General features: G+C 67.6%; 19 protein-coding genes. 8 read left to right on the top strand and 11 right to left on the bottom strand.

Features of this window, described 5'->3' with window-relative positions:
• Positions 1-101: 101 nt before the first annotated feature.
• On the top strand, positions 102-794 hold the full coding sequence (locus tag AC07XP_RS06270; RefSeq protein WP_495264129.1) for a phosphatase PAP2 family protein: 693 nt from the start codon (positions 102-104) through the stop codon (positions 792-794).
• A gap of 10 nt (positions 795-804) precedes the next feature.
• Here AC07XP_RS06270 and lpxO read toward each other — a convergent pair whose 3' ends face one another.
• The 3 genes from lpxO to AC07XP_RS06285 form a co-directional block, all read right to left on the bottom strand.
• Positions 805-1,701 carry a lipid A hydroxylase LpxO gene (gene lpxO / locus AC07XP_RS06275; RefSeq protein WP_062473341.1) on the bottom strand — a complete coding sequence of 299 codons (897 nt, stop codon included), beginning with the start codon at positions 1,699-1,701 and terminating at the stop codon, positions 805-807.
• A 94-nt stretch (positions 1,702-1,795) separates the two neighbouring features.
• Positions 1,796-3,226 (bottom strand): sensor histidine kinase, encoded by a 1,431-nt coding sequence (locus AC07XP_RS06280; protein ID WP_495264130.1) that lies wholly within the window; start codon positions 3,224-3,226, stop codon positions 1,796-1,798.
• Positions 3,223-3,906 (bottom strand): response regulator, encoded by a 684-nt coding sequence (locus AC07XP_RS06285; protein ID WP_062473337.1) that lies wholly within the window; start codon positions 3,904-3,906, stop codon positions 3,223-3,225. The genes AC07XP_RS06280 and AC07XP_RS06285 overlap by 4 nt, the downstream gene beginning before the upstream one ends.
• A 115-nt stretch (positions 3,907-4,021) precedes the next feature.
• Between AC07XP_RS06285 and AC07XP_RS06290 the strand changes: the two genes are divergently transcribed.
• Positions 4,022-5,212 (top strand): alpha/beta hydrolase, encoded by a 1,191-nt coding sequence (locus tag AC07XP_RS06290; RefSeq protein ID WP_495264131.1) that lies wholly within the window; start codon positions 4,022-4,024, stop codon positions 5,210-5,212.
• 3 nt (positions 5,213-5,215) lie between these two features.
• Here AC07XP_RS06290 and AC07XP_RS06295 read toward each other — a convergent pair whose 3' ends face one another.
• Entirely contained in the window at positions 5,216-6,094 is an 879-nt protein-coding gene (locus tag AC07XP_RS06295) for an NAD(P)-dependent oxidoreductase (protein ID WP_095746355.1), read from the bottom strand.
• A 127-nt stretch (positions 6,095-6,221) separates the two neighbouring features.
• Here AC07XP_RS06295 and AC07XP_RS06300 point away from each other — a divergent pair, with 127 nt between their 5' ends.
• Positions 6,222-6,575: a winged helix-turn-helix transcriptional regulator gene (locus AC07XP_RS06300; protein ID WP_062473331.1), complete on the top strand. Its 354-nt coding sequence runs from the start codon at positions 6,222-6,224 to the stop codon at positions 6,573-6,575.
• A 13-nt stretch (positions 6,576-6,588) separates the two neighbouring features.
• Here the strand turns inward: AC07XP_RS06300 and AC07XP_RS06305 are convergent, their stop codons facing one another.
• From AC07XP_RS06305 to AC07XP_RS06315, 3 genes are read right to left on the bottom strand one after another with little or no spacing between them, the layout of a single operon-like run.
• Positions 6,589-6,990, bottom strand: coding sequence for an OsmC family protein (locus AC07XP_RS06305; RefSeq protein WP_070062377.1), 402 nt, complete (start codon positions 6,988-6,990; stop codon positions 6,589-6,591).
• Between the two features lie 31 nt (positions 6,991-7,021).
• On the bottom strand, positions 7,022-7,501 hold the full coding sequence (locus AC07XP_RS06310) for a GNAT family N-acetyltransferase (protein WP_495264132.1): 480 nt from the start codon (positions 7,499-7,501) through the stop codon (positions 7,022-7,024).
• Entirely contained in the window at positions 7,498-7,965 is a 468-nt protein-coding gene (locus tag AC07XP_RS06315; RefSeq protein WP_062473326.1) for an Lrp/AsnC ligand binding domain-containing protein, read from the bottom strand. Before AC07XP_RS06315 ends, AC07XP_RS06310 begins: the two co-directional genes overlap by 4 nt.
• A gap of 128 nt (positions 7,966-8,093) precedes the next feature.
• Here AC07XP_RS06315 and AC07XP_RS06320 point away from each other — a divergent pair, with 128 nt between their 5' ends.
• Entirely contained in the window at positions 8,094-9,395 is a 1,302-nt protein-coding gene (locus tag AC07XP_RS06320) for a D-amino acid dehydrogenase (RefSeq protein WP_062473324.1), read from the top strand.
• Positions 9,396-9,437: 42 nt separating this feature from the next.
• On the opposite strand, the gene AC07XP_RS06325 is transcribed toward AC07XP_RS06320, so the two are convergent.
• Genes AC07XP_RS06325 through AC07XP_RS06340 form a run of 4 tightly spaced genes read right to left on the bottom strand, consistent with a single transcriptional unit; the run spans position 9,438 to position 12,209 of the window.
• Complete coding sequence (locus AC07XP_RS06325; protein WP_495264133.1) at positions 9,438-9,788, bottom strand: hypothetical protein; 351 nt, start codon at positions 9,786-9,788, stop codon at positions 9,438-9,440.
• 28 nt (positions 9,789-9,816) lie between these two features.
• Positions 9,817-10,641 carry a MetQ/NlpA family ABC transporter substrate-binding protein gene (locus tag AC07XP_RS06330; RefSeq protein WP_070062374.1) on the bottom strand — a complete coding sequence of 275 codons (825 nt, stop codon included), beginning with the start codon at positions 10,639-10,641 and terminating at the stop codon, positions 9,817-9,819.
• A 43-nt stretch (positions 10,642-10,684) separates the two neighbouring features.
• Positions 10,685-11,347 (bottom strand): methionine ABC transporter permease, encoded by a 663-nt coding sequence (locus tag AC07XP_RS06335; RefSeq protein WP_062473319.1) that lies wholly within the window; start codon positions 11,345-11,347, stop codon positions 10,685-10,687.
• Positions 11,340-12,209, bottom strand: a complete 870-nt coding sequence (locus AC07XP_RS06340) for a methionine ABC transporter ATP-binding protein (RefSeq protein ID WP_307694721.1) — start codon at positions 12,207-12,209, stop codon at positions 11,340-11,342. Before AC07XP_RS06340 ends, AC07XP_RS06335 begins: the two co-directional genes overlap by 8 nt.
• A gap of 236 nt (positions 12,210-12,445) precedes the next feature.
• On the opposite strand from AC07XP_RS06340, the gene AC07XP_RS06345 reads away from it, so the two are divergent.
• From AC07XP_RS06345 to pepN, 4 genes are all read left to right on the top strand, one after another.
• Positions 12,446-13,270 (top strand): MetQ/NlpA family ABC transporter substrate-binding protein, encoded by an 825-nt coding sequence (locus AC07XP_RS06345; RefSeq protein ID WP_062473315.1) that lies wholly within the window; start codon positions 12,446-12,448, stop codon positions 13,268-13,270.
• Between the two features lie 127 nt (positions 13,271-13,397).
• A protein-coding gene (gene prfB, locus AC07XP_RS06350) for a peptide chain release factor 2 (RefSeq protein WP_095950518.1) occupies positions 13,398-14,502 on the top strand; the annotation gives its coding sequence in 2 pieces (ribosomal slippage) (positions 13,398-13,478 and positions 13,480-14,502; 1,104 coding nt in all).
• Between the two features lie 3 nt (positions 14,503-14,505).
• A complete protein-coding gene (locus AC07XP_RS06355; RefSeq protein WP_070062371.1) occupies positions 14,506-15,195 on the top strand; it encodes an HAD family hydrolase in 690 nt (229 codons plus the stop codon).
• On the top strand, positions 15,179-17,878 hold the full coding sequence (pepN, locus tag AC07XP_RS06360) for an aminopeptidase N (RefSeq protein WP_495264134.1): 2,700 nt from the start codon (positions 15,179-15,181) through the stop codon (positions 17,876-17,878). Before AC07XP_RS06355 ends, pepN begins: the two co-directional genes overlap by 17 nt.
• The last annotated feature ends 15 nt before the right edge of the window (positions 17,879-17,893 follow it).

Genomic DNA, 17,893 nt, shown 5'->3' on the forward strand with positions numbered 1-17,893 from the left:
GGACAGGCGGGTGATTCTAGAGAGCCCCACATGAGGTAACGCAATGTTCACGCAATGCATGCGCCTACGCTGTGGCGCTTCCCTCTCCTGAAAGCGCACCGGTGACGCTGCCCCCCCGCCCGAACCCCGCCGCCCTCCCCGTCACGCCCTGGCACCTGGCGCTGGGGCAGCGCTTCGCCACGCTGTGGGTCGTGAAGATGATCGGCACCACGCTCGGCATCTCGGGCTTCTTCGTCCTGTACTTCTGGGTGATGCACCACCCGCCCTCGGTGCCGACGGTGATGCCGCTCACCGCCATCGACCACTGGGTGGGCGTGAGCGACGACGCGATGCTGCTGTACAGCTCGCTGTGGTTCTACATCTCGCTCGCGCCGGCCTTCACGCAGAACAAGGCCGAGCTGTGGGCCTGCGCACGCGGGGCCGCGCTCATGGCGGCCATCGGCCTGGCGGTGTTCTGGTGTTTTCCGACGGTGGTGCCAAGCTTTGCGATCGACTGGTCGCAGTACCCGGCGCTGCAGTTCCTCAAGAGCGCCGATGCGGGCGGCAATGCCTTCCCGTCACTGCATGTGGCCTTTGCCGTGTTCGCGGCCGTGTGGCTCGGCCGCCAGCTGCGCAGCGTGCAGGCGCCCGCGTGGACGCAATGGGTGAACGTGCTGTGGGCCGTGGGAATCGTCTACTCGACGCTGGCCACGCGCCAGCACGTGCTGCTCGACGTGCTCGGTGGTGTGCTGCTGGCGGGCCTCGTGTGCTGGCGTCGCGCGCCGCGTGCCCGCTTGGTGCTGGCCGAGGCGTGAGCGCCGTCGGTTACCAGAAGATCCAGAGGGCGAGGCCGCCGAAGATCGTCCACTTGACCAGGTAGTACGCGCGCTTGTCCCAGGCCTTCAGGCGCTTGCCGACCACGCGGATCTGGTAGATGTACTTGAAGGCGCGGTTCAGGCCGCCCGTCTTGTCGCCCGCATCGTTGGGCGAAGCGGCGGCGGCCAGCAGGTTCTTCGCGAACCAGCGGTTCACGGCGCTGGCCCAGCGGTACTTCAGCGGACGCTCGATGTCGCAGAACAGGATCACGCGGTCGTGGTCGGTGGTGTTCTCGGCGTAGTGGATGTAGGTCTCGTCGAACACCACGGCCTCACCGTCGCGCCAGTGGTAGCGCTGGCCGTCCACGTCGATGTAGCAGCCTTCGACACCCGGCGTCCACAGGCCCAGGTGGTAGCGCAGCGAACCGGCGAACGGGTCGCGGTGGCGCACGAGGCGGCTGCCCGGGGGCAGCTCGGCGAACATCGCGGCCTTGATGGTGCCGATGCCCTTGAGCAGCTCGGTGGTGCGCGGGCACAGCACGGCGGCCGAGGGGTGCGCCTCGTCGTACCACTTCAGGTAGAAGCGCTTCCAGCCGCTCTTGAAGAAGGAGTTGAAGCCCACGTCGTTGAACTGGCTCGAGGCCTTGATGCTGCCGCCGTTGCGCATGGCCAGCGCTTCCTCGCGGATCACTTCCCAGTTTTCCTCGAGGATGCGCATCTCGGGGAACTGCGCGGGCGACAGGTACGGCGTACCGGGCACCTTCGAGAAAAGGTACATGAAGACGTTCAGCGGCGCCAGGAAGGTCGAGTGATCAGAGAGCTGTCTGAAGAACTTGTGCCGGACCTGGCCACGGAAGTGAACGTAGAGTGCGCTGAGCACGAAGATGGCAAGAATGACCCACTTCATTGGTGAAAGTGTCCTGTAGACGAGCGCCGGGGGAGCCGGCTAGTGTAAATCCTTGCCCCGGAACAAGCCCGGCCGGGGCCTTTTCCCCCCGGGCTCAGGCGCCGACGAGCAAGGGCTGCGGCACGTCGGCCTGTGCCAGCGGCAGCCGCACCGTGGCCAGCAGGCCTCCACCCGGGGCCTCGCCCAGCACCGCCTCGCCGCCGTGCCGGTCGACCACCGACTTGACGATCGCCAGGCCCAGCCCGCTGCCGCTTTGCGTCTGGTCGGGGTTGCGGAAGAAGCGGTCGAACACGCGCTCGCGCAGCGCGGGCGGAATGCCCGGGCCCGTGTCGGCCACGGTCAGCAGCGCCCGTGCGCCCTCGCGCGCCACGTGCACCGTCACGGTCGCGCCGCAGGGGCTGTACTTGATCGCGTTGTCGATCAGGTTGTCGATCATCGAGACCAGGCTTTCGCGCTCGCCGAGCACCGGCACGGCGTCGTCGCACACCAGTTCGAGCTCCACGCCGCGCGCACGCGCCAGGCCCTCGATCATGGCCAGCCGGTCCTGCACCAGCCCGTCGAGCGACAGCATCACCGGCAGCGCGTTGGTGGCGACGGCGTCGCTGCGCATGAGCTGCAGCAGCTGCCCCACCAGCCGCGCCGCGCGATCGTTGCTGCGCAGCAGGTTGGCCATGAGTTCGCGCTGGCCCTCGTCGCTGCTCTGCTCCTTCAGCGCCTCGACGTTCACGCGCATGGCCGCCAGCGGCGTGCGCAGCTCGTGCGCCGCGTCAGCGATCAGGCTGCGCTCGCGCGTGGTGCTGTCGCGCACCCGCAGCAGCAGGCTGTTGATGCTCTGCACCATCGGCTTGAGCTCCTTGTGCGGCGGCGTATACGACAGCGGCGTCAGGTCGTCGGGCCCACGCTCGGCGGTCTCGCGGCTCACCTGCCGCCACGGACGCAGCGCCAGCCGCACCGACAGCCAGGCGGGAAAGACCAGGAACGGCAGGCTGATCACCAGCGGCAGCAGGTAGTAGCCGCGCGACAGCACGGTGACGGCCAGCCGCCACACGCTGGGCTCGGCCAGCACCACGCGAGTGTCGGCGATGGGCGAGGCCATCGTGCGCGCGCGCCACTCGCGGCCGCCCGCGACCACGGTCTCGTTGCGGTCGGGCACCGAGTTCAGCAGCACGGGCACACCGGCGCGCGAGTTGTAGATCAGCTTGCCGTGCTGCCACACCTGCATGACCGCCAGGGCTTCAGTGGTTTCATCGCCATCGCTGAGCGCCTCGATGAGCGCGGCGTCGAAGGCCTCGAGCGCCTCTCGTTGCCGCTCGGGTTGGTCCTCGAGCTTCTGCGCGATGGAGATCGCCGCCTTGAAGATGCTGGTGAACCGGAGCAGCCCCGGGTCCTTGTACGAGTCGTACAGCAGCAGCCCCACGGCCGAGGTCCACAGCAGCGCGACCACCGCCATCTGCGCCACCAGCAGGCGGCGCATCAGGGACGGCTGGTTCCAGTTCTTCCAGCCGCGCGCCAGCTGACGCATCATTTCGACGGGCTCCGCACCAGCGACTGCGTGTCGATCACGTAGCCGATGCCGCGCACCGTGCGGATGTAGCCCTGCCCGATCTTCTTGCGCAGGTTGGAGATATGCACCTCGAGCGAGTTGCTGCCGTTGGCCTGGCCGCCGGGCAGCACCTGCTCTTCCATCACACGGCGCGTGACCACGCGGCCGGTGCGCTTGAGCAGGAGCGCCAGCAGGTCGAACTCGCAGCGCGACAGCTCCACCGGCTCGCCGTCGACGATCACGCCGCGCGTGGGTTCGTGCAGCGCCAGGCCGCGCATGCGGATGGTTTCGTCGTTGAAGCCGTAGCTGCGCCGTGCCAGGGCCCGCACGCGCGACAGCAGCTCGGCCAACGCGAAGGGCTTCACGAGGTAATCGTCGGCGCCGTCGTCCAGGCTGCGCAGGCGGTCGTTGAGCGCGTCGCGCGCGCTCAGCACCAGCACCGGCAGGATCTGGCGGGTGCGGCGCAGGCGCAGCAGCAGGTCGAGCCCGTCGCCGTCGGGCAGGCCGAGGTCGAGCAGCACCATGTCGAAGGCGCCGTTGTCGAGGGTGCGCAAGGCGTCGTCGAGCCGGCGGACCCACACCACGTCCAGGCCCTGGTTGGCGAGCGCAATGCGCACGCCGTTGCCAAGATCAAGATCGTCCTCAACAAGCAAAAGATTCATGGGAAGGATTCCAAGCGAACAAGCCCGGTTCCGGGAAGTGGCCGAAGTATCTGCCACACCCCGTCACCCTGCTTCAGGAAGCCTTCATGAAGGCTGCAGGGCTTCTTCAGGCGGCATGCCCACACTGCAAGGCTCCTGTTTTCTTCTTCATGCCTGGAGCATCGACGTGCCTCGCCCCTGTCTTTCCACGGTTCGCCCGCACTGGGCGAACCCGCTTCACTTCCAGCGCCGCGACCTGCTGCGCGCCGTGCTCCTGGGCAGCGCGGCCGGGCTGGCCGCTTGCGGCGGCGGTGGTGGCGGCGGCAACGCCGGCACTGCCCCCATCGGCAACGACCTTCCCGTGGCGGCCACCGACCGCCGCGTGAAGGTGTCGAGCACGCCCGAGGTCTCGCTGCAGGTGCGCGACTGGCAGCGCAGCGACGACGGCGGTCCCGTGCTCGTGCTGCTCGCCGGCCTGGGCGGCAACGCGCGCTGCTTCGACAGCCTGGCGCCCGCGCTGGTCGCGGCCGGCGCCGCCTCGCGCGTGCTCGCGGTGAGCCGGCGCGGCTACGGCCTGTCAGACAAGCCGCTGCCGGTGAAGAGCGCCACGCAGCACTACGAAGTCGACACGCTGGTCGACGACCTGGCCGCGCTGTGCGATGCGCTCGGCCTCACGCGCGTGGTGCTCGGCGGCCATTCGATCGCCGGCAACGAGCTCACGCGCTTCGCGGGCCGCTTTCCCGAGCGGGTGCGCGGCCTGGTGTACTTCGATACCACCTTCGACTACACGAAGGACGCCGACACCGGCGGCGAAGACCCGCCGCTGAACCGCCGGCTCGACGAGCCCGCGCCCACGCCCGAGGACGGGCGCTCGATGAAGGCGGCCATTGGGTACCTGCGGCGCAAGTCGAAGAACTGGTGGCCGGCGCTCGAAGCCAACCTGCGCGACGCGCTCGAGGTGCAGGCCGACGGCAGCGTGCGGCCCAACACGCCCGACGCCGTGGAGACCGCGATGGACACCGCGGCCCACCGCTTCTCGCCCGACTACCGGCCGGTGCGCGCGCCGGCGCTGGTGGTGACCGCGCTGCCGTTCGACCAGCGCGACCTGTTCCCCTGGCTCGAACGGCCGCTCGACGCGCAGACCGGCCAGGACGCCGCCGACTTCCTGCGCATCTTCCGCCGCGTGCGCCGCGCCGACGCCGACCGCCTGGCCACCGCGCTGCAGACCTCGCACCGGCTCACGCTGGACCACTGCAACCACACCGACTTCTTCATGGAACGCGAGGCCGAGGTGGTGCGCGCGATCCAGTCGATGCGCTGGGCCTGATCCTTACTTGCGCAGCAGCTTGATCAGCGCCGCCAGTTCCTCGCCGCCGAGCCCCGCCGCATCGGCGCGCCGGAACAGGCCCGCGGCAAAGGCCGGGAACTCGGTGTTGATGCCCGCCTCCTGCGCGGTCTGCAGGATTCGCTGCGTGGCCTCGACCGAGATGCGCATCGGGCTCTGCGTGATCGCGAAGTCGCCCGATTGGATCACCGCGCCCTCGTGCTGAAGAAAGCCCGCGAAGGTCGGCATGATGCCGGCCACGATGCGGCCGTACTCGGCCACGTCGAAGCCTTCGTGCTCGGCGATGCGCGCGCCGTGCAGGAAACCGAGCATCGTGCCGTAGATGCTGGACAGCGTGGCCAGGTCCATGGCCGCGGCGGCGCTGGCTTTCTCGCCGAGGTAGACGATGCCGCCGGCCAGCACCTTCAGCAAGGGCTCGGCCTCGGCGAACACGGCCTGCGCACCCGACACCAGCAGCGGTGTGTCGGGCCGGCCCATCTGGTCCGGCGCGGCCTGGATCGCGCCTTCGAGGTACGCGGCGCCGTGGCGATGCGCCCAGGCTTCGGCCTCGCGCGCGTCCTTCGGGCTGCCGGTGGTGAGCTGCGCGAGCAGGCGCCCGTCCATGGCGGCGGCCACGCCGTCCATCGCGAAAATCGCATCGGCGGCGCGGTAGTCGTACACGCACATCACGGCCATGCGGCTCGCGCGCAAGGCCTCGGCCGCGCTGCGCGCCAGCACGGCGCCGCGGGCGACCAGCGCGTCGGCCTTGTCGGCCGAGCGGTTCCACAGCGTGACCTTGTAGCCCTGGTCGAGAAAGAGCCTCGCGATGACGACGCCCATGGCGCCCAGGCCCAGAACCGAAACTTCCTTGTTGGTGTTGCTCATGGCAATCCGATGCAGTGGTGGTTGATGACGCCTGCATGGTAGAAATTACACTTCCACATGGTCAAGTACCTACGATAAAGTAAGGTACTTACCAAATAGGAAGTATTGGAACCACAAGGAGCAAGAGATGGCAGCGAAGAAGCCCTACAACTGCGGCATCGGCCCCGCGTTCGAGGTCATCGGCGGCAAGTGGAAAGCCGTCATCCTGTGGGAGCTGCACCTGCAGCCCTACCGCTTCGGCGAGCTGAAGCGGCTGCTGCCCGAGGTCAGCGAGAAGATGCTGATCCAGCAGCTGCGCGAGATGGAAACCGACGGCCTCGTGCACCGCGAGGTGTTCCACGAAGTGCCGCCGCGCGTCGAGTATTCCGAGACCTCGCTCGGCGCGACGCTCAATGCGGCGCTGGGGCCGCTGGCCGATTGGGGTGACCGCTATGCCAAGCGCGTGGCGGCGGCGCGCAAGCAGGCCGAAGCGGCCAAGTAGGAACGCAGCGCGTTCAGTCGGCCCAGCCGGTCTCGATCTCTGTCTTGACCTCGGTCATCAGCTTGTGCACAGGGCACTTGCCCGCCACGCGCAGCAGCTCGTCGCGTTGCGCCTCGGTCAGGTCGCCCGTCAGGCGCAGGCCCGACTTCAGGCGGTAGATGCCCTTGCGTTCCTCGCTGTCGTCGCGGTCGACCACGACCTCGATGTCTTCCACCGGAATGCCCTTGCGGCGCGCATAGAGCAGCACCGTGAGCGCCTTGCAGGCCGCCAGCGACGCGTCGTACAGGTCGTGCGGCTCGGCGCCACCGTCGCTGCCGCCGCCCGCGGGCGAGGCATCGACCGGGATCTCGTGGTTGCGGATCTTGAGGATGTGGCGCGTGCCGGTGGTGCCGTCGCGGCGGATCGAGAGGGTCATGCCGATGTCCTTGAAGGGGTGAAAAGAAAGCTCAGGCCAAGTCTTTCACATACAGGATGGTCGTGAATCCGCTGTGCCATTCGAGGTCGGGGTAGCGGCCGGCCTCGCGGTAGCCGAGCGCGCCATACAGGCCCTGGCTCTGCGTGTTGAAGGTGTCGGTCTCGAGCCGCGCCTGCGCCACGCCGTCGGCGCGCATGCCGGCTTCGGCAAAGGCCATGAGCGCGCGGGCGATGCCCTTGCGCTGGTGCGCGGCGGGCACGTGCAGGGCCTGCACGAAGTCGTGTTCCCAGTGCACCATGCCGACCACTTCGCCGTCGAGTTCCGCCACGAAGAAGGCCGGGCCGCTCTCGTCGATGTAGCCCACGGGCTCGCCGCTGTCGGCATAGGCCTTGGCGGCCTCGGGCGTGAGCTGCGGCAGCCAGGTGCTGGCGAAGGTGTCGTCGAGGATGGCCTTCACGGCGTCGAAGTCGGCCAGGCGCCAGGGCCGGATGGCAACGACGGCGGCGCTCACCGGTCCACCGCCAGCATCAGCGTTTCCTTGATCTCCTCCATCACCACGTAGCTGTGCGACTCGGCCGCCACCGGCAGCTTCTTGAGGATGTCGCCCAGCAGGTGCCGGTACTCGCTCATGCCGCTCAGGCGCGCCTTCACGAGGTAGTCGAAGCTGCCCGACACCAGGTGGCATTCGAGCACCTCGGGCATGTGCAGCAGTTCCTGCTTGACCTTGTCGAACACGTCGCCCGACTTGGCCGAGAGCTTGATCTCCACGAACACCAGCAGCGTCTTGCCCAGCGCCTCGGGCGACACGTGCGCGTGGTAGCCGGTGATGACGCCGTCGCGCTCCATGCGCTTGACGCGCTCGGCGCAGGGCGAGGCCGACAGGCCGATGCGCTCGGCCAGTTCGGTCATGGAAATGCGGCCCTGGCGCTGCAGCAGGTCGAGGATCTTGCGGTCGATTCGGTCGAGTTCGGGCATTTCACTCCGCGCGGGGCCTTGGACGGTTTTTGGCAGTGATTTTCACGGCCAAGGACCCAAAAACAATGAAATCCACTGCATTGTGCACTTTAGATTCACATCATTCCATTCAGATCAGCAGATACACCATGAAAGTCATCGTTCTCGGCGGCGGCGTGATCGGCACCACCACGGCGTACTACCTCGCGCGCTCCGGCGCCGAAGTCACCTTGCTCGACCGGCAGGCCGGCCCGGCCGAGGAAACGAGCTTCGGCAACGCCGGCCAGGTGTCGCCCGGCTACTCGACGCCGTGGGCCGCGCCCGGCATTCCGCTGAAGGCGATCAAGTGGATGTTCCAGAAGCACGCGCCGCTGTCGATCCGACCCGACGGCACGCTGTTCCAGCTGCGCTGGATGGCCGCGATGCTGCGCAACTGCTCGCCCGAGCGCTATGCGGTCAACAAGGAACGCATGATGCGCGTGGCCGAATACAGCCGCGGCTGCCTGCAGCAGCTGCGCGCCGACACCGGCCTGCAGTACGAGCACCGCACCGGCGGCACGCTGCAACTCTTCCGCACGCAGGCGCAACTCGACGCGGTGCAGCGCGACATCGCCGTGCTCGAGGAATGCGGCGTGCCCTATGAACTGCTCGACCGCGACGCCCTGGCGCGCGTCGAACCCGGCCTGGCCGGCGCGCGCGACCGCCTCACGGGCGGCCTGCGCCTGCCCAACGACGAAACCGGCGACTGCCACCTGTTCACGCGCGGCCTGGCCGAGATCGCGCACGGCCTGGGCGTGGACTTCCGCTTCGGCCAGACCATCGACGGCCTGGAGACCGACGGCGGCCGCATCACCGGCGTGCGCACGCGTGCCGGCAAGATCCTCACGGCCGACCGCTACGTGATGGCCTTCGGCAGCTACTCGCGCGCCGCCATCGCCTCGCTGGGCCTGGACATTCCGGTGTACCCGGTCAAGGGCTACTCGCTCACGGTGCCGCTGCTCGACGAATCGCTCGCGCCGCAATCGACCGTGCTCGACGAAACCTACAAGGTGGCCGTCACACGCTTCGACAACCGCATCCGCGTGGGCGGCATGGCCGAGCTCGGCGGCTTCGACCTGCGCCTGAACCCGGCGCGCCGCGCCACGCTCGAGAAGGTCGTGAGCGACCTGTTCCCGGGTGGCGACCTGCCCAACGCCAGCTTCTGGACCGGCCTGCGCCCGATGACGCCCGACAGCACGCCCATCGTCGGTGCCACGCGCTACCCCAACCTGTTCCTGAACACGGGCCACGGCACGCTGGGCTGGACCATGGCCTGCGGCTCGGGCAAGCTGATCTCGGACCTGGTGACGGGCCAGCGGCCGGAGATCCGCACGGACGGGTTGGCGATGGACCGCTACACGCAAGGCCCGTCGCGTTCGGCGCGCCCGAGCCCGACGACGGCGCCGGCCTGAGCGACGCCTGGGATGCGACGGGCCGCCCGGGCCCGCGCTGACCTACTCGTCGCTCGTTTCGTTGCCCGTCATCGCGAGCACCTCTTCGACAAAGGCCTCGAAGCGCGGCAACGCGGCGGGCAGCCCCTCGAGCGAAGCAGCCTCGCCCGCATCGAAGAAATGCGGCGCTTCGGCGGGCATGGCGACCCACTCCCCGCCTTCGACCAACAGCCCCAGATACCCGTCCGCCGTCGGCAGATAGAACAGCCCCGCGCTGTCGAGCACGCGCTGGCCTTCGGCCTCGCCGCGCCCCCAGCGCACGCCGTGGCGCGCGAGGTGGTCGCTGATCCAGCCGTCGCACACGTGCGTGTCGCGCCAGTTGGCCTGGCCATCGAATACGGCGAGCACGGGCATGGAGCGTCCTTCGCTGAAGCGTGATCGATTACTGCAGGAAGCTGGGCTTGGCGTAGCCCTGGAACTTGCTGTCGACCACCGTCTTGAATTCCTTCGAGCGGTAGGCGTCGGCGATGTCCTTGGCCCAAGCGGCGTTCTTGTCGGCGCTCTTCACGGCGACCACATTCAGGTAGTAGTCGGGCGTCTTCTCGAGCACCACGGCCTCGGTGAGTTTCAGGCCCGACGAGATCGCGAAGTTGCCGTTGACGATGGCGTACTCGGTGTCGCCCAGCGAACGCGGCAGCTGCGCGGCCTCGAGCGGAATGAACTTGAGCTTCTTCGGGTTCTCGGCCACGTCCTTCTCGGACGCGCGCAGCGGATCGATGCCGGCCTTGATCGTGACCAGCTTGTTTTGCTCCAGCAGCACCAGCGCGCGCGCCAGGTTGCTCGGATCGTTCGGCAGCGTCACGCGGTCGCCTTCCTTCACGTCGGCCAGCGTCTTGCGCTTGGTCGAGTACACGCCCATGGGCGCGATCGGGCCCTGCACCAGCTCGGCGAGGTCGAGCTTCTGGTCGGCCGAGAACTTCTGCAGGTAGACCCGATGCTGGAAGAAGTTGGCGTCGAGCGAGCCCTGGGCCAGCGCGAGGTTGGGCTGCACGTAGTCGTTGAACTCGACCAGCTTCACCTTGTAGCCCTTCTTCTCGAGGATCGGAATGATGCCGGCCTTGAGCTGGTCGGCGTTGGAGCCGGCGGTGCCGCCGATCACGAGGTTCTTCTTGGCGTCCTGCGCCTGCGCCGACAGCGAGAGGCCGCCGAGCGACAGCGCGACGAGGGAAACGGCGAGGACGGAACGGCGCAGCAGTGCGGTTTTCATGGAATGAACTGAAAGATGAGAGAAGAAAAAGGAGAAAGGGACATCAACGCTTGTCGAGCCGGCGCGCCGTGGTGTTGCCCACGAACTGCAGGATCTGCACCAGCACCACGAGCAGCGCCACGGTGAGCACCATCACGTCGGTCTGGAAGCGGTAGTAGCCGTAGCGGATCGCCAGGTCGCCGATCCCGCCGCCGCCCACCACGCCGGCAATCGCCGAGTACGACAGGAAGCTCACGGCCAGCACGGTGAGCGCGAGCACCAGGCCCGAGCGCGCCTCGACGATCAGCACGCGCCAGACGATCTGCAGCTCCGACGCCCCCATGGCATGCGCCGCCTCGATCACGCCGCGCGGCACCTCGCGCAGGCACTGGTCGACCAGCCGCGCAAAGTACGGAATGGCCGCGAACGACAGCGGCACCGCGGCCGCCAGCGGGCCGATGGAGGTGCCCGCGATGATCCGCGTGAACGGCACCAGCGCCACCAGCAGGATGATGAACGGGAAGGAACGCACCGTGTTCACGATCCAGTTGAGGATGTGGAACGCGGGCTTGTTCTCGAGCGACTGGCCCGGGCCCAGCAGGAACAGCAGGATGCCCAGCGGCCCGCCGATGAGCACCGCCGCCGACAGGCCGATGGCCAGCATCAGGAAGGTCTGGCCCGTGGCCGTCCACAGTTCGGGAAGGATGGGGGTGATGTTCTCAAACATAGGCCAGCTCCTGCGCGTTGCGCTGTGCGGTCGCCACGCGCGGCGCCACGGGTTCGCGCGCCTCGCGTTCGCGGCGGCGCACCAGTTCGTCGATCTCGCGGCCCAACGCGGTCTTGCGTTCCTCGCTCGGCGCATCGACGGCGAACTGCTCGATGAGACGGCCCTTTTCGAGGATGGCCACGTTGCGGCACAGCACCTCGACCACCGAAAGCTCGTGCGTGACGATCACGATGGTCACGCCGATCTTCTGGTTGATGTCGCGCAGCGTCTCGAGCAGCGCGCGGGTGGTTTCGGTGTCGAGCGCCGAGGTGGGCTCGTCGCACAGCAGCACCTGCGGGCGCGGCGCCAGCGCGCGGGCAATGGCCACGCGCTGCTTCTGGCCGCCCGAGAGCTGGGCCGGGTAGGTGTCGATCTTTTCGGCCAGGCCGACGAGGTCGAGGCACTCGCGCACCCGCTCGTTGATCTCGGCCTTGGAGTGGCGGCCGTGGATCTTCAGCGGGAAGGCCACGTTGTCGAACACCGTGGCGTTCTGCAGCAGGTTGAACTGCTGGAAGATCATGCCGATGTTCTGGCGCGTGTCGCGCAGCTCGCGGCGCGACAGCGTCGTGAGGTCGCGCCCGCCGACGAGCACCCGGCCCGCATCGGGCCGCTCCAGCAGGTTGATGAGGCGCAGCAAGGTCGACTTGCCGGCGCCGCTCTTGCCGATCAGGCCGAACACGTCGCCCTGCTGGATCTCGAGCGAGAGCGATTGCACGGCATCGAACACCTCGCCACTGGGCAAGGCAAACGACTTCTGCACCGATTGAAGACGGATGACCGGCGCCGCGTTGCCGCGTGCCGCATCAGGCGAAGGGAAGGTCATGAAAGAAGGCGCGGGCCGCACAGGCGCGACCGCGCAGGTTCGCAAAAAGGTGCCGAGTATGAAAAGAAACAAGCCGAAAGGGAACGAACAAATCGGCTCGTGCTTATATGAAAAATCAAATAAGAAAGACCACATGGAGCGAGTGGACGCCATATCGATATGAGGATTGGTTCGTTCCCGATCCGCGGCGGCAATGCCACATTCGGCGCCTTCATTTCTTTCGATTTCGCGCCACCATGCATTCCACTTTCCGCCGCCGCGGCCTCACGCTCGCCACCCTCGCCACCCTCGTCACCGCCCTTTTCGCCGGCAGCACTGCCTTGGCGCAGGACAACAAGAACACCGTCAAGGTCGGCATTTCCGTCGGCAGCGCCGAGCAGGTGTTCGAGGTGGTCAAGAAGGTCGCCGCCAAGGACGGCCTGACCGTCCAGGTCGTGGTGTTCAACGACTACCAGCTGCCCAACGCGGCGCTGGCCGCCGGCGACCTGGACGCCAACGCCTTCCAGCACCAGCCCTTCCTGGACAACCAGATCAAGGCGCGCGGCTTCGACCTCGTGCCCGTGGGCCTGACCATCACCGCGCCGCTGGGCTTCTACTCGCGCAAGATCAAGTCGATCGACCAGCTGGCCGACGGCGCCTCGGTCGGCATCCAGAACGACCCCTCGAACGGCAACCGCGCCCTGCTGCTCTTGCAACAGGCCAAGCTCATCACCCTCAAGCCCGAGGCCGTGAAGAACAACAACGCCACGCCGCTGGACGTGGTGACCAACCCCAAGAAGCTCAAGCTGGTGTCGCTGGACGCCGCCCAGCTGCCGCGCTCGCTCGACGACCTGGCCATTTCCGCCATCAACAACGACTACGCCGAGAAGGCCGGCCTGTCGTTCGGCAAGGACGCCGTCATCAAGGAATCGGCCCAGAGCCCCTACGCCAACCTGATCGCCGTGCGCCGCGCCGACAAGGACAAGCCCTGGGCCAAGCGCCTCGTGGCGGCCTACCAGTCGCCGGAGGTGCGCAGCTTCATCGAGACGCAGTTCAAGGGGTCGTTGATTCCGGCGTTCTGATTTCGGTCCCCGCGCCTTCCCCCCCGAGAGGGAAGGCGCAATACAGGGGCGCTGCCTGGCGGGTTGGCGGACCGTGAGAAAATGACGGGTTCCCCCGAACACCAACCTCACACAGTCAGGACACCCCATGGACGCAGAACAGATCAACCAAATCGGCGCAATGCTCGCGGACCTGAGCGTCCGTACGGTCGATTTACGGAGGTATCTTTGACTACGATGCCAAAGCTGAACGACTGAGGACAGTCAACGCATCGCTCGAAGACCCGAACGTCTGGAACGACCCCAAGAAGGCCCAGGAACTGGGCAAGGAAAAGAAGTCGCTCGACGACGTGGTCGTCACGCTCGACCGGCTCACCAACGGGCTGTCGGACAACACCGAGCTCTTCGAGATGTCGAAGGAAGACGGCGACCTCGATGGCCTGCAGGCCATTGCCGATGACGCCGCCACGCTCGAAGCCGACATCAAGCAGCTCGAGTTCCGCCGGATGTTCAACAACCCGGCCGACCCGCTGAACGCCTTCGTCGACATCCAGGCCGGCGCCGGTGGCACCGAGGCCTGCGACTGGGCCAGCATGCTGCTGCGCCAGTACCTGAAGTACGCCGAGCGCAAGGGCTTCAAGACGCAGATCGAAGACGAAACGCCCGGCGACACCGCCGGCATCAAGGGCGCGACCATCAAGGTCGAGGGCGACTACGCCTTCGGGCTGCTGCGCACCGAGACCGGCGTGCACCGCCTGGTGCGCAAGTCGCCGTTCGACTCGTCGGGCGGGCGCCACACCAGCTTCGCCTCGATCTTCGTGTACCCCGAGATCGACGACTCGATCGAGATCGAGATCAACCCTTCGGACGTGCGCACCGACACCTTCCGCGCCTCGGGCGCCGGCGGCCAGCACATCAACAAGACCGACTCGGCCGTGCGCCTGACGCACATCCCGACCGGCATCGTGGTGCAGTGCCAGGACGGCCGCAGCCAGCACAGCAACCGCGACGTGGCGTGGAAACGCCTGCGCTCGCGCCTGTACGACCACGAGATGCGCAAGCGCCAGGAAGAACAGCAAAAGCTCGAGGACAGCAAGACCGACGTGGGCTGGGGCCATCAGATCCGCAGCTACGTGCTGGACAACAGCCGCATCAAGGACCTGCGCACCAACGTCGAAGTCTCGGCCACGCAGAAGGTGCTCGACGGCGACCTCGACGTGTTCATCGAAGCCTCGCTCAAGCAAGGCGTCTGACCGATGAGCCTGAACACCGGCAGGGTCGAAGCCCTGATCTTCGACATGGACGGCACCATGATCGACTCCATGCCCTGGCATGCGCGCTCGTGGGTGACCTTCGCGCAGCGCCACGGCGTGCAGCTCGACGTGAGCGAGATCCTCGCGCGCACCACGGGCCGCACCGGCACCGAGAGCATGCGCGAGCTGTTCGAACGCGAGCTCTCCGATGCCGAGTGCCAGGCGATGGTCCACGAGAAGGAAGAGATCTACCGCGAGCTCTTTCACGACAACTTCACCGAAGTGGCGGGCTTCACCGCCTTCGCCAAGGCCGCGGTGGCACGCGGCCTGAAGGTGGCGGTGGGCACGGCCGGCGACAGGCACAACATCGCGTTCGCCATGTCGCGCCTGAAGATGGACCCGCTGCCGCTGGCCATCGTCGGCGGCGACGAAGGCTTTTCGGGCAAGCCCACGCCCGCGATCTTCCTGGAAGCCGCGCGCCGCATCGGCGTGGCGCCCGAGCGCTGCATCGTCTTCGAAGACGCGCCCTTCGGCATCGAAGCGGCCCGCCGCGGCGGCATGCGCGCCGTGGCCGTGTGCAGCACCCATACGGCCGCCGAGCTGGCTGGCCCCCACGTGATCGCCGCCGTTCGCGACTACAACGAACTGGCTCATTCGAATTTTCTGGAGACCCTCGATGCTGCTTCAGCGTGACGCCCAAGGGCAACCCATTGCCATCCGCCGCGAAGACTATGCCGCGCCGGCGTTCTGGATCGACACCGTCGACCTGACCTTCGACCTCGACCCCGCCAAGACCCGCGTGCTCAACCGCATGCAGCTGCGCCGCAACCCCGAGGTGCCAGCCCAGCCGCTGCGCCTGGACGGCGACGAGCTCAACCTGGCGCGCGTGCTCGTGAACGGCCAGGGCGCCTCGTTCCGCATGGAAGGCGACCAGCTCGTCATCGACGGCTTGCCCGATGCGTTCGAGCTCGAACTCTTCACCACCTGCTGCCCCATCAAGAACACCAAGCTGATGGGCCTGTTCGTGAGCGAAGACACCTTCTTCACGCAGTGCGAGGCCGAGGGCTTTCGCCGCATCACCTACTTCCTCGACCGTCCCGACGTGATGGCGATGTACACCGTCACGCTGCGCGCCAGCAAGGCCGCCTACCCGGTGCTGCTGTCGAACGGCAACCTCGTCGACCAGGGCGAGCTGCCCGAGGGCCGCCACTTCGCCAAGTGGGTCGACCCCTTCAAGAAACCCAGCTACCTGTTCGCCCTCGTGGCGGGCAAGCTCGTGGCACGCGAGCAGCGTATCAAAGCGCGCAGCGGCAAGGAACATCTGCTGCAGGTGTACGTGCGCGCCGGCGACCTCGACAAGACCGAGCACGCCATGAACTCGCTGGTCAATTCCGTGCTGTGGGACGAAGCCCGCTTCGGCCTGCCGCTCGACCTCGACCGCTTCATGATCGTGGCCACCAGCGACTTCAACATGGGCGCCATGGAGAACAAGGGCCTGAACATCTTCAACACGAAGTACGTTCTGGCCAACCAGGCCACCGCCACCGACGCCGACTACAGCAACATCGAAAGCGTGGTCGGCCACGAGTACTTCCACAACTGGAGCGGCGACCGCGTGACCTGCCGCGACTGGTTCCAGCTGTCGCTGAAAGAAGGCCTCACCGTCTTCCGCGACCAGGAGTTCAGCCAGGACCTGTGCGCCGACGCCTCGGCCCGCGCCGTGAAGCGCATCGAGGACGTGCGCGTGCTGCGCACCGCCCAGTTCCCCGAAGACGCCGGCCCCATGGCCCACCCGGTGCGGCCCGACAGCTACATCGAGATCAGCAACTTCTACACCGTCACCATCTACGAAAAGGGTGCCGAGGTCGTTCGCATGATGCAGACGCTGGTCGGCCGCCAGGGCTTCGAAAAGGGCATCACCCTGTACTTCGAGCGCCACGACGGCCAGGCCGTGACCTGCGACGACTTCGCCCAGGCCATTGCCGACGCCAACCCCGACTCCGAACTGGCCCGCCTGCTGCCCCAGTTCAAGCGCTGGTACAGCCAGGCCGGCACGCCCCGCCTGGCCGCGCACGGCGTGTACGACGCGCAGAACCGCAGCTACACCCTGAGCGTGGTGCAAAGCTGCCCGCCCACGCCGGGCCAGCAGACCAAGGAACCCTTCGTCATTCCGCTGAACATCGGCCTGCTCGACGCCGCCACCGGCCGCGAGCTGCCCATGCAGCTCGAGGGCGAAAGCGACGTGGCACGCGGCACCCGCACCATCGTGCTGTCGCGCGCCGGCGAGCAGATCACCTTCGTGGGCCTGGACGCCGAGCCCGTGCCGTCGATCTTGCGCGGCTTCAGCGCGCCGGTGATCCTCGACTTTGCGTACACCGACGCCCAGCTGCTCACCCTGCTGGCCAACGACCCCGATCCGTTCAACCGCTGGGAAGCCGGCCAGCGCCTGGGCCTGCGCGCCGCGCTGCAAGCCATTGCCGCGCACGCCACCGACACCACGCCGGTGCTCAACGACGCCTACCTCGACGCCATGCGCGGCGTGCTGCGCCACCCGCAGCTCGACGCCGCCTTCAAGGAACTGGTGCTCACGCTGCCGTCGGAAACCTACATCGCCGAACAGCTCGACGTGGTCGATCCGCAGCGCGTGCACCTGGTGCGCGAAGCCATGCGCGCTCAGCTCGCCACCGCCCTCTTCGCCGACTGGGAACAGGCCTACGAAGACAACAAGGACACCGGCGCCTACACGCCCGACCCGACCTCGTCGGGCCGCCGCGCGCTGGCCGGCATGGCGCTCAACTTCCTGTGCCTGGCGGCGCGCGCCTCGGGCGACACCGTGTGGCCCGGCAAGACCCTGCAGCGCTTCAAGGACGCGGGCAACATGACCGACCGCTTCAACGCGCTCAACGCCCTCGTGTCGTCGGGCCACACCCTGGCGGCGCAGGCGCTCGCGCGCTTCCACGCCATGTTCAAGGACGAGGCGCTGGTCATCGACAAGTGGTTCTCGCTGCAAGCCGGCGCCAGCGACCGCGGCGGCGACATCCTGCCGCTGGTCAAGCAGCTCATGAAGCACCCCGACTTCTCGCTGAAGAACCCCAACCGCGCGCGCAGCGTGATCTTCAGCTACTGCAGCGGCAACCCCGGCGCCTTCCACCGCGCCGACGCCGCCGGCTACGTGTTCTGGAGCGAGCGCGTGATCGAGCTCGACGCCATCAACCCCCAGGTGGCCGCACGCCTGGCGCGCGCGCTCGACCGCTGGAGCAAGCTGGCCGAGCCGTACCGCAGTGCCGCACGCGAAGCGATTGCCCGCGTGGCCGCCAAGCCCGACCTGAGCAAGGACACCCACGAAGTCGTCACCCGCGCCCTCGCCGGAAACTGAACCCACCGAACCCCA

It is taken from the genome of Variovorax sp. GW531-E2, assembly GCF_059423125.1.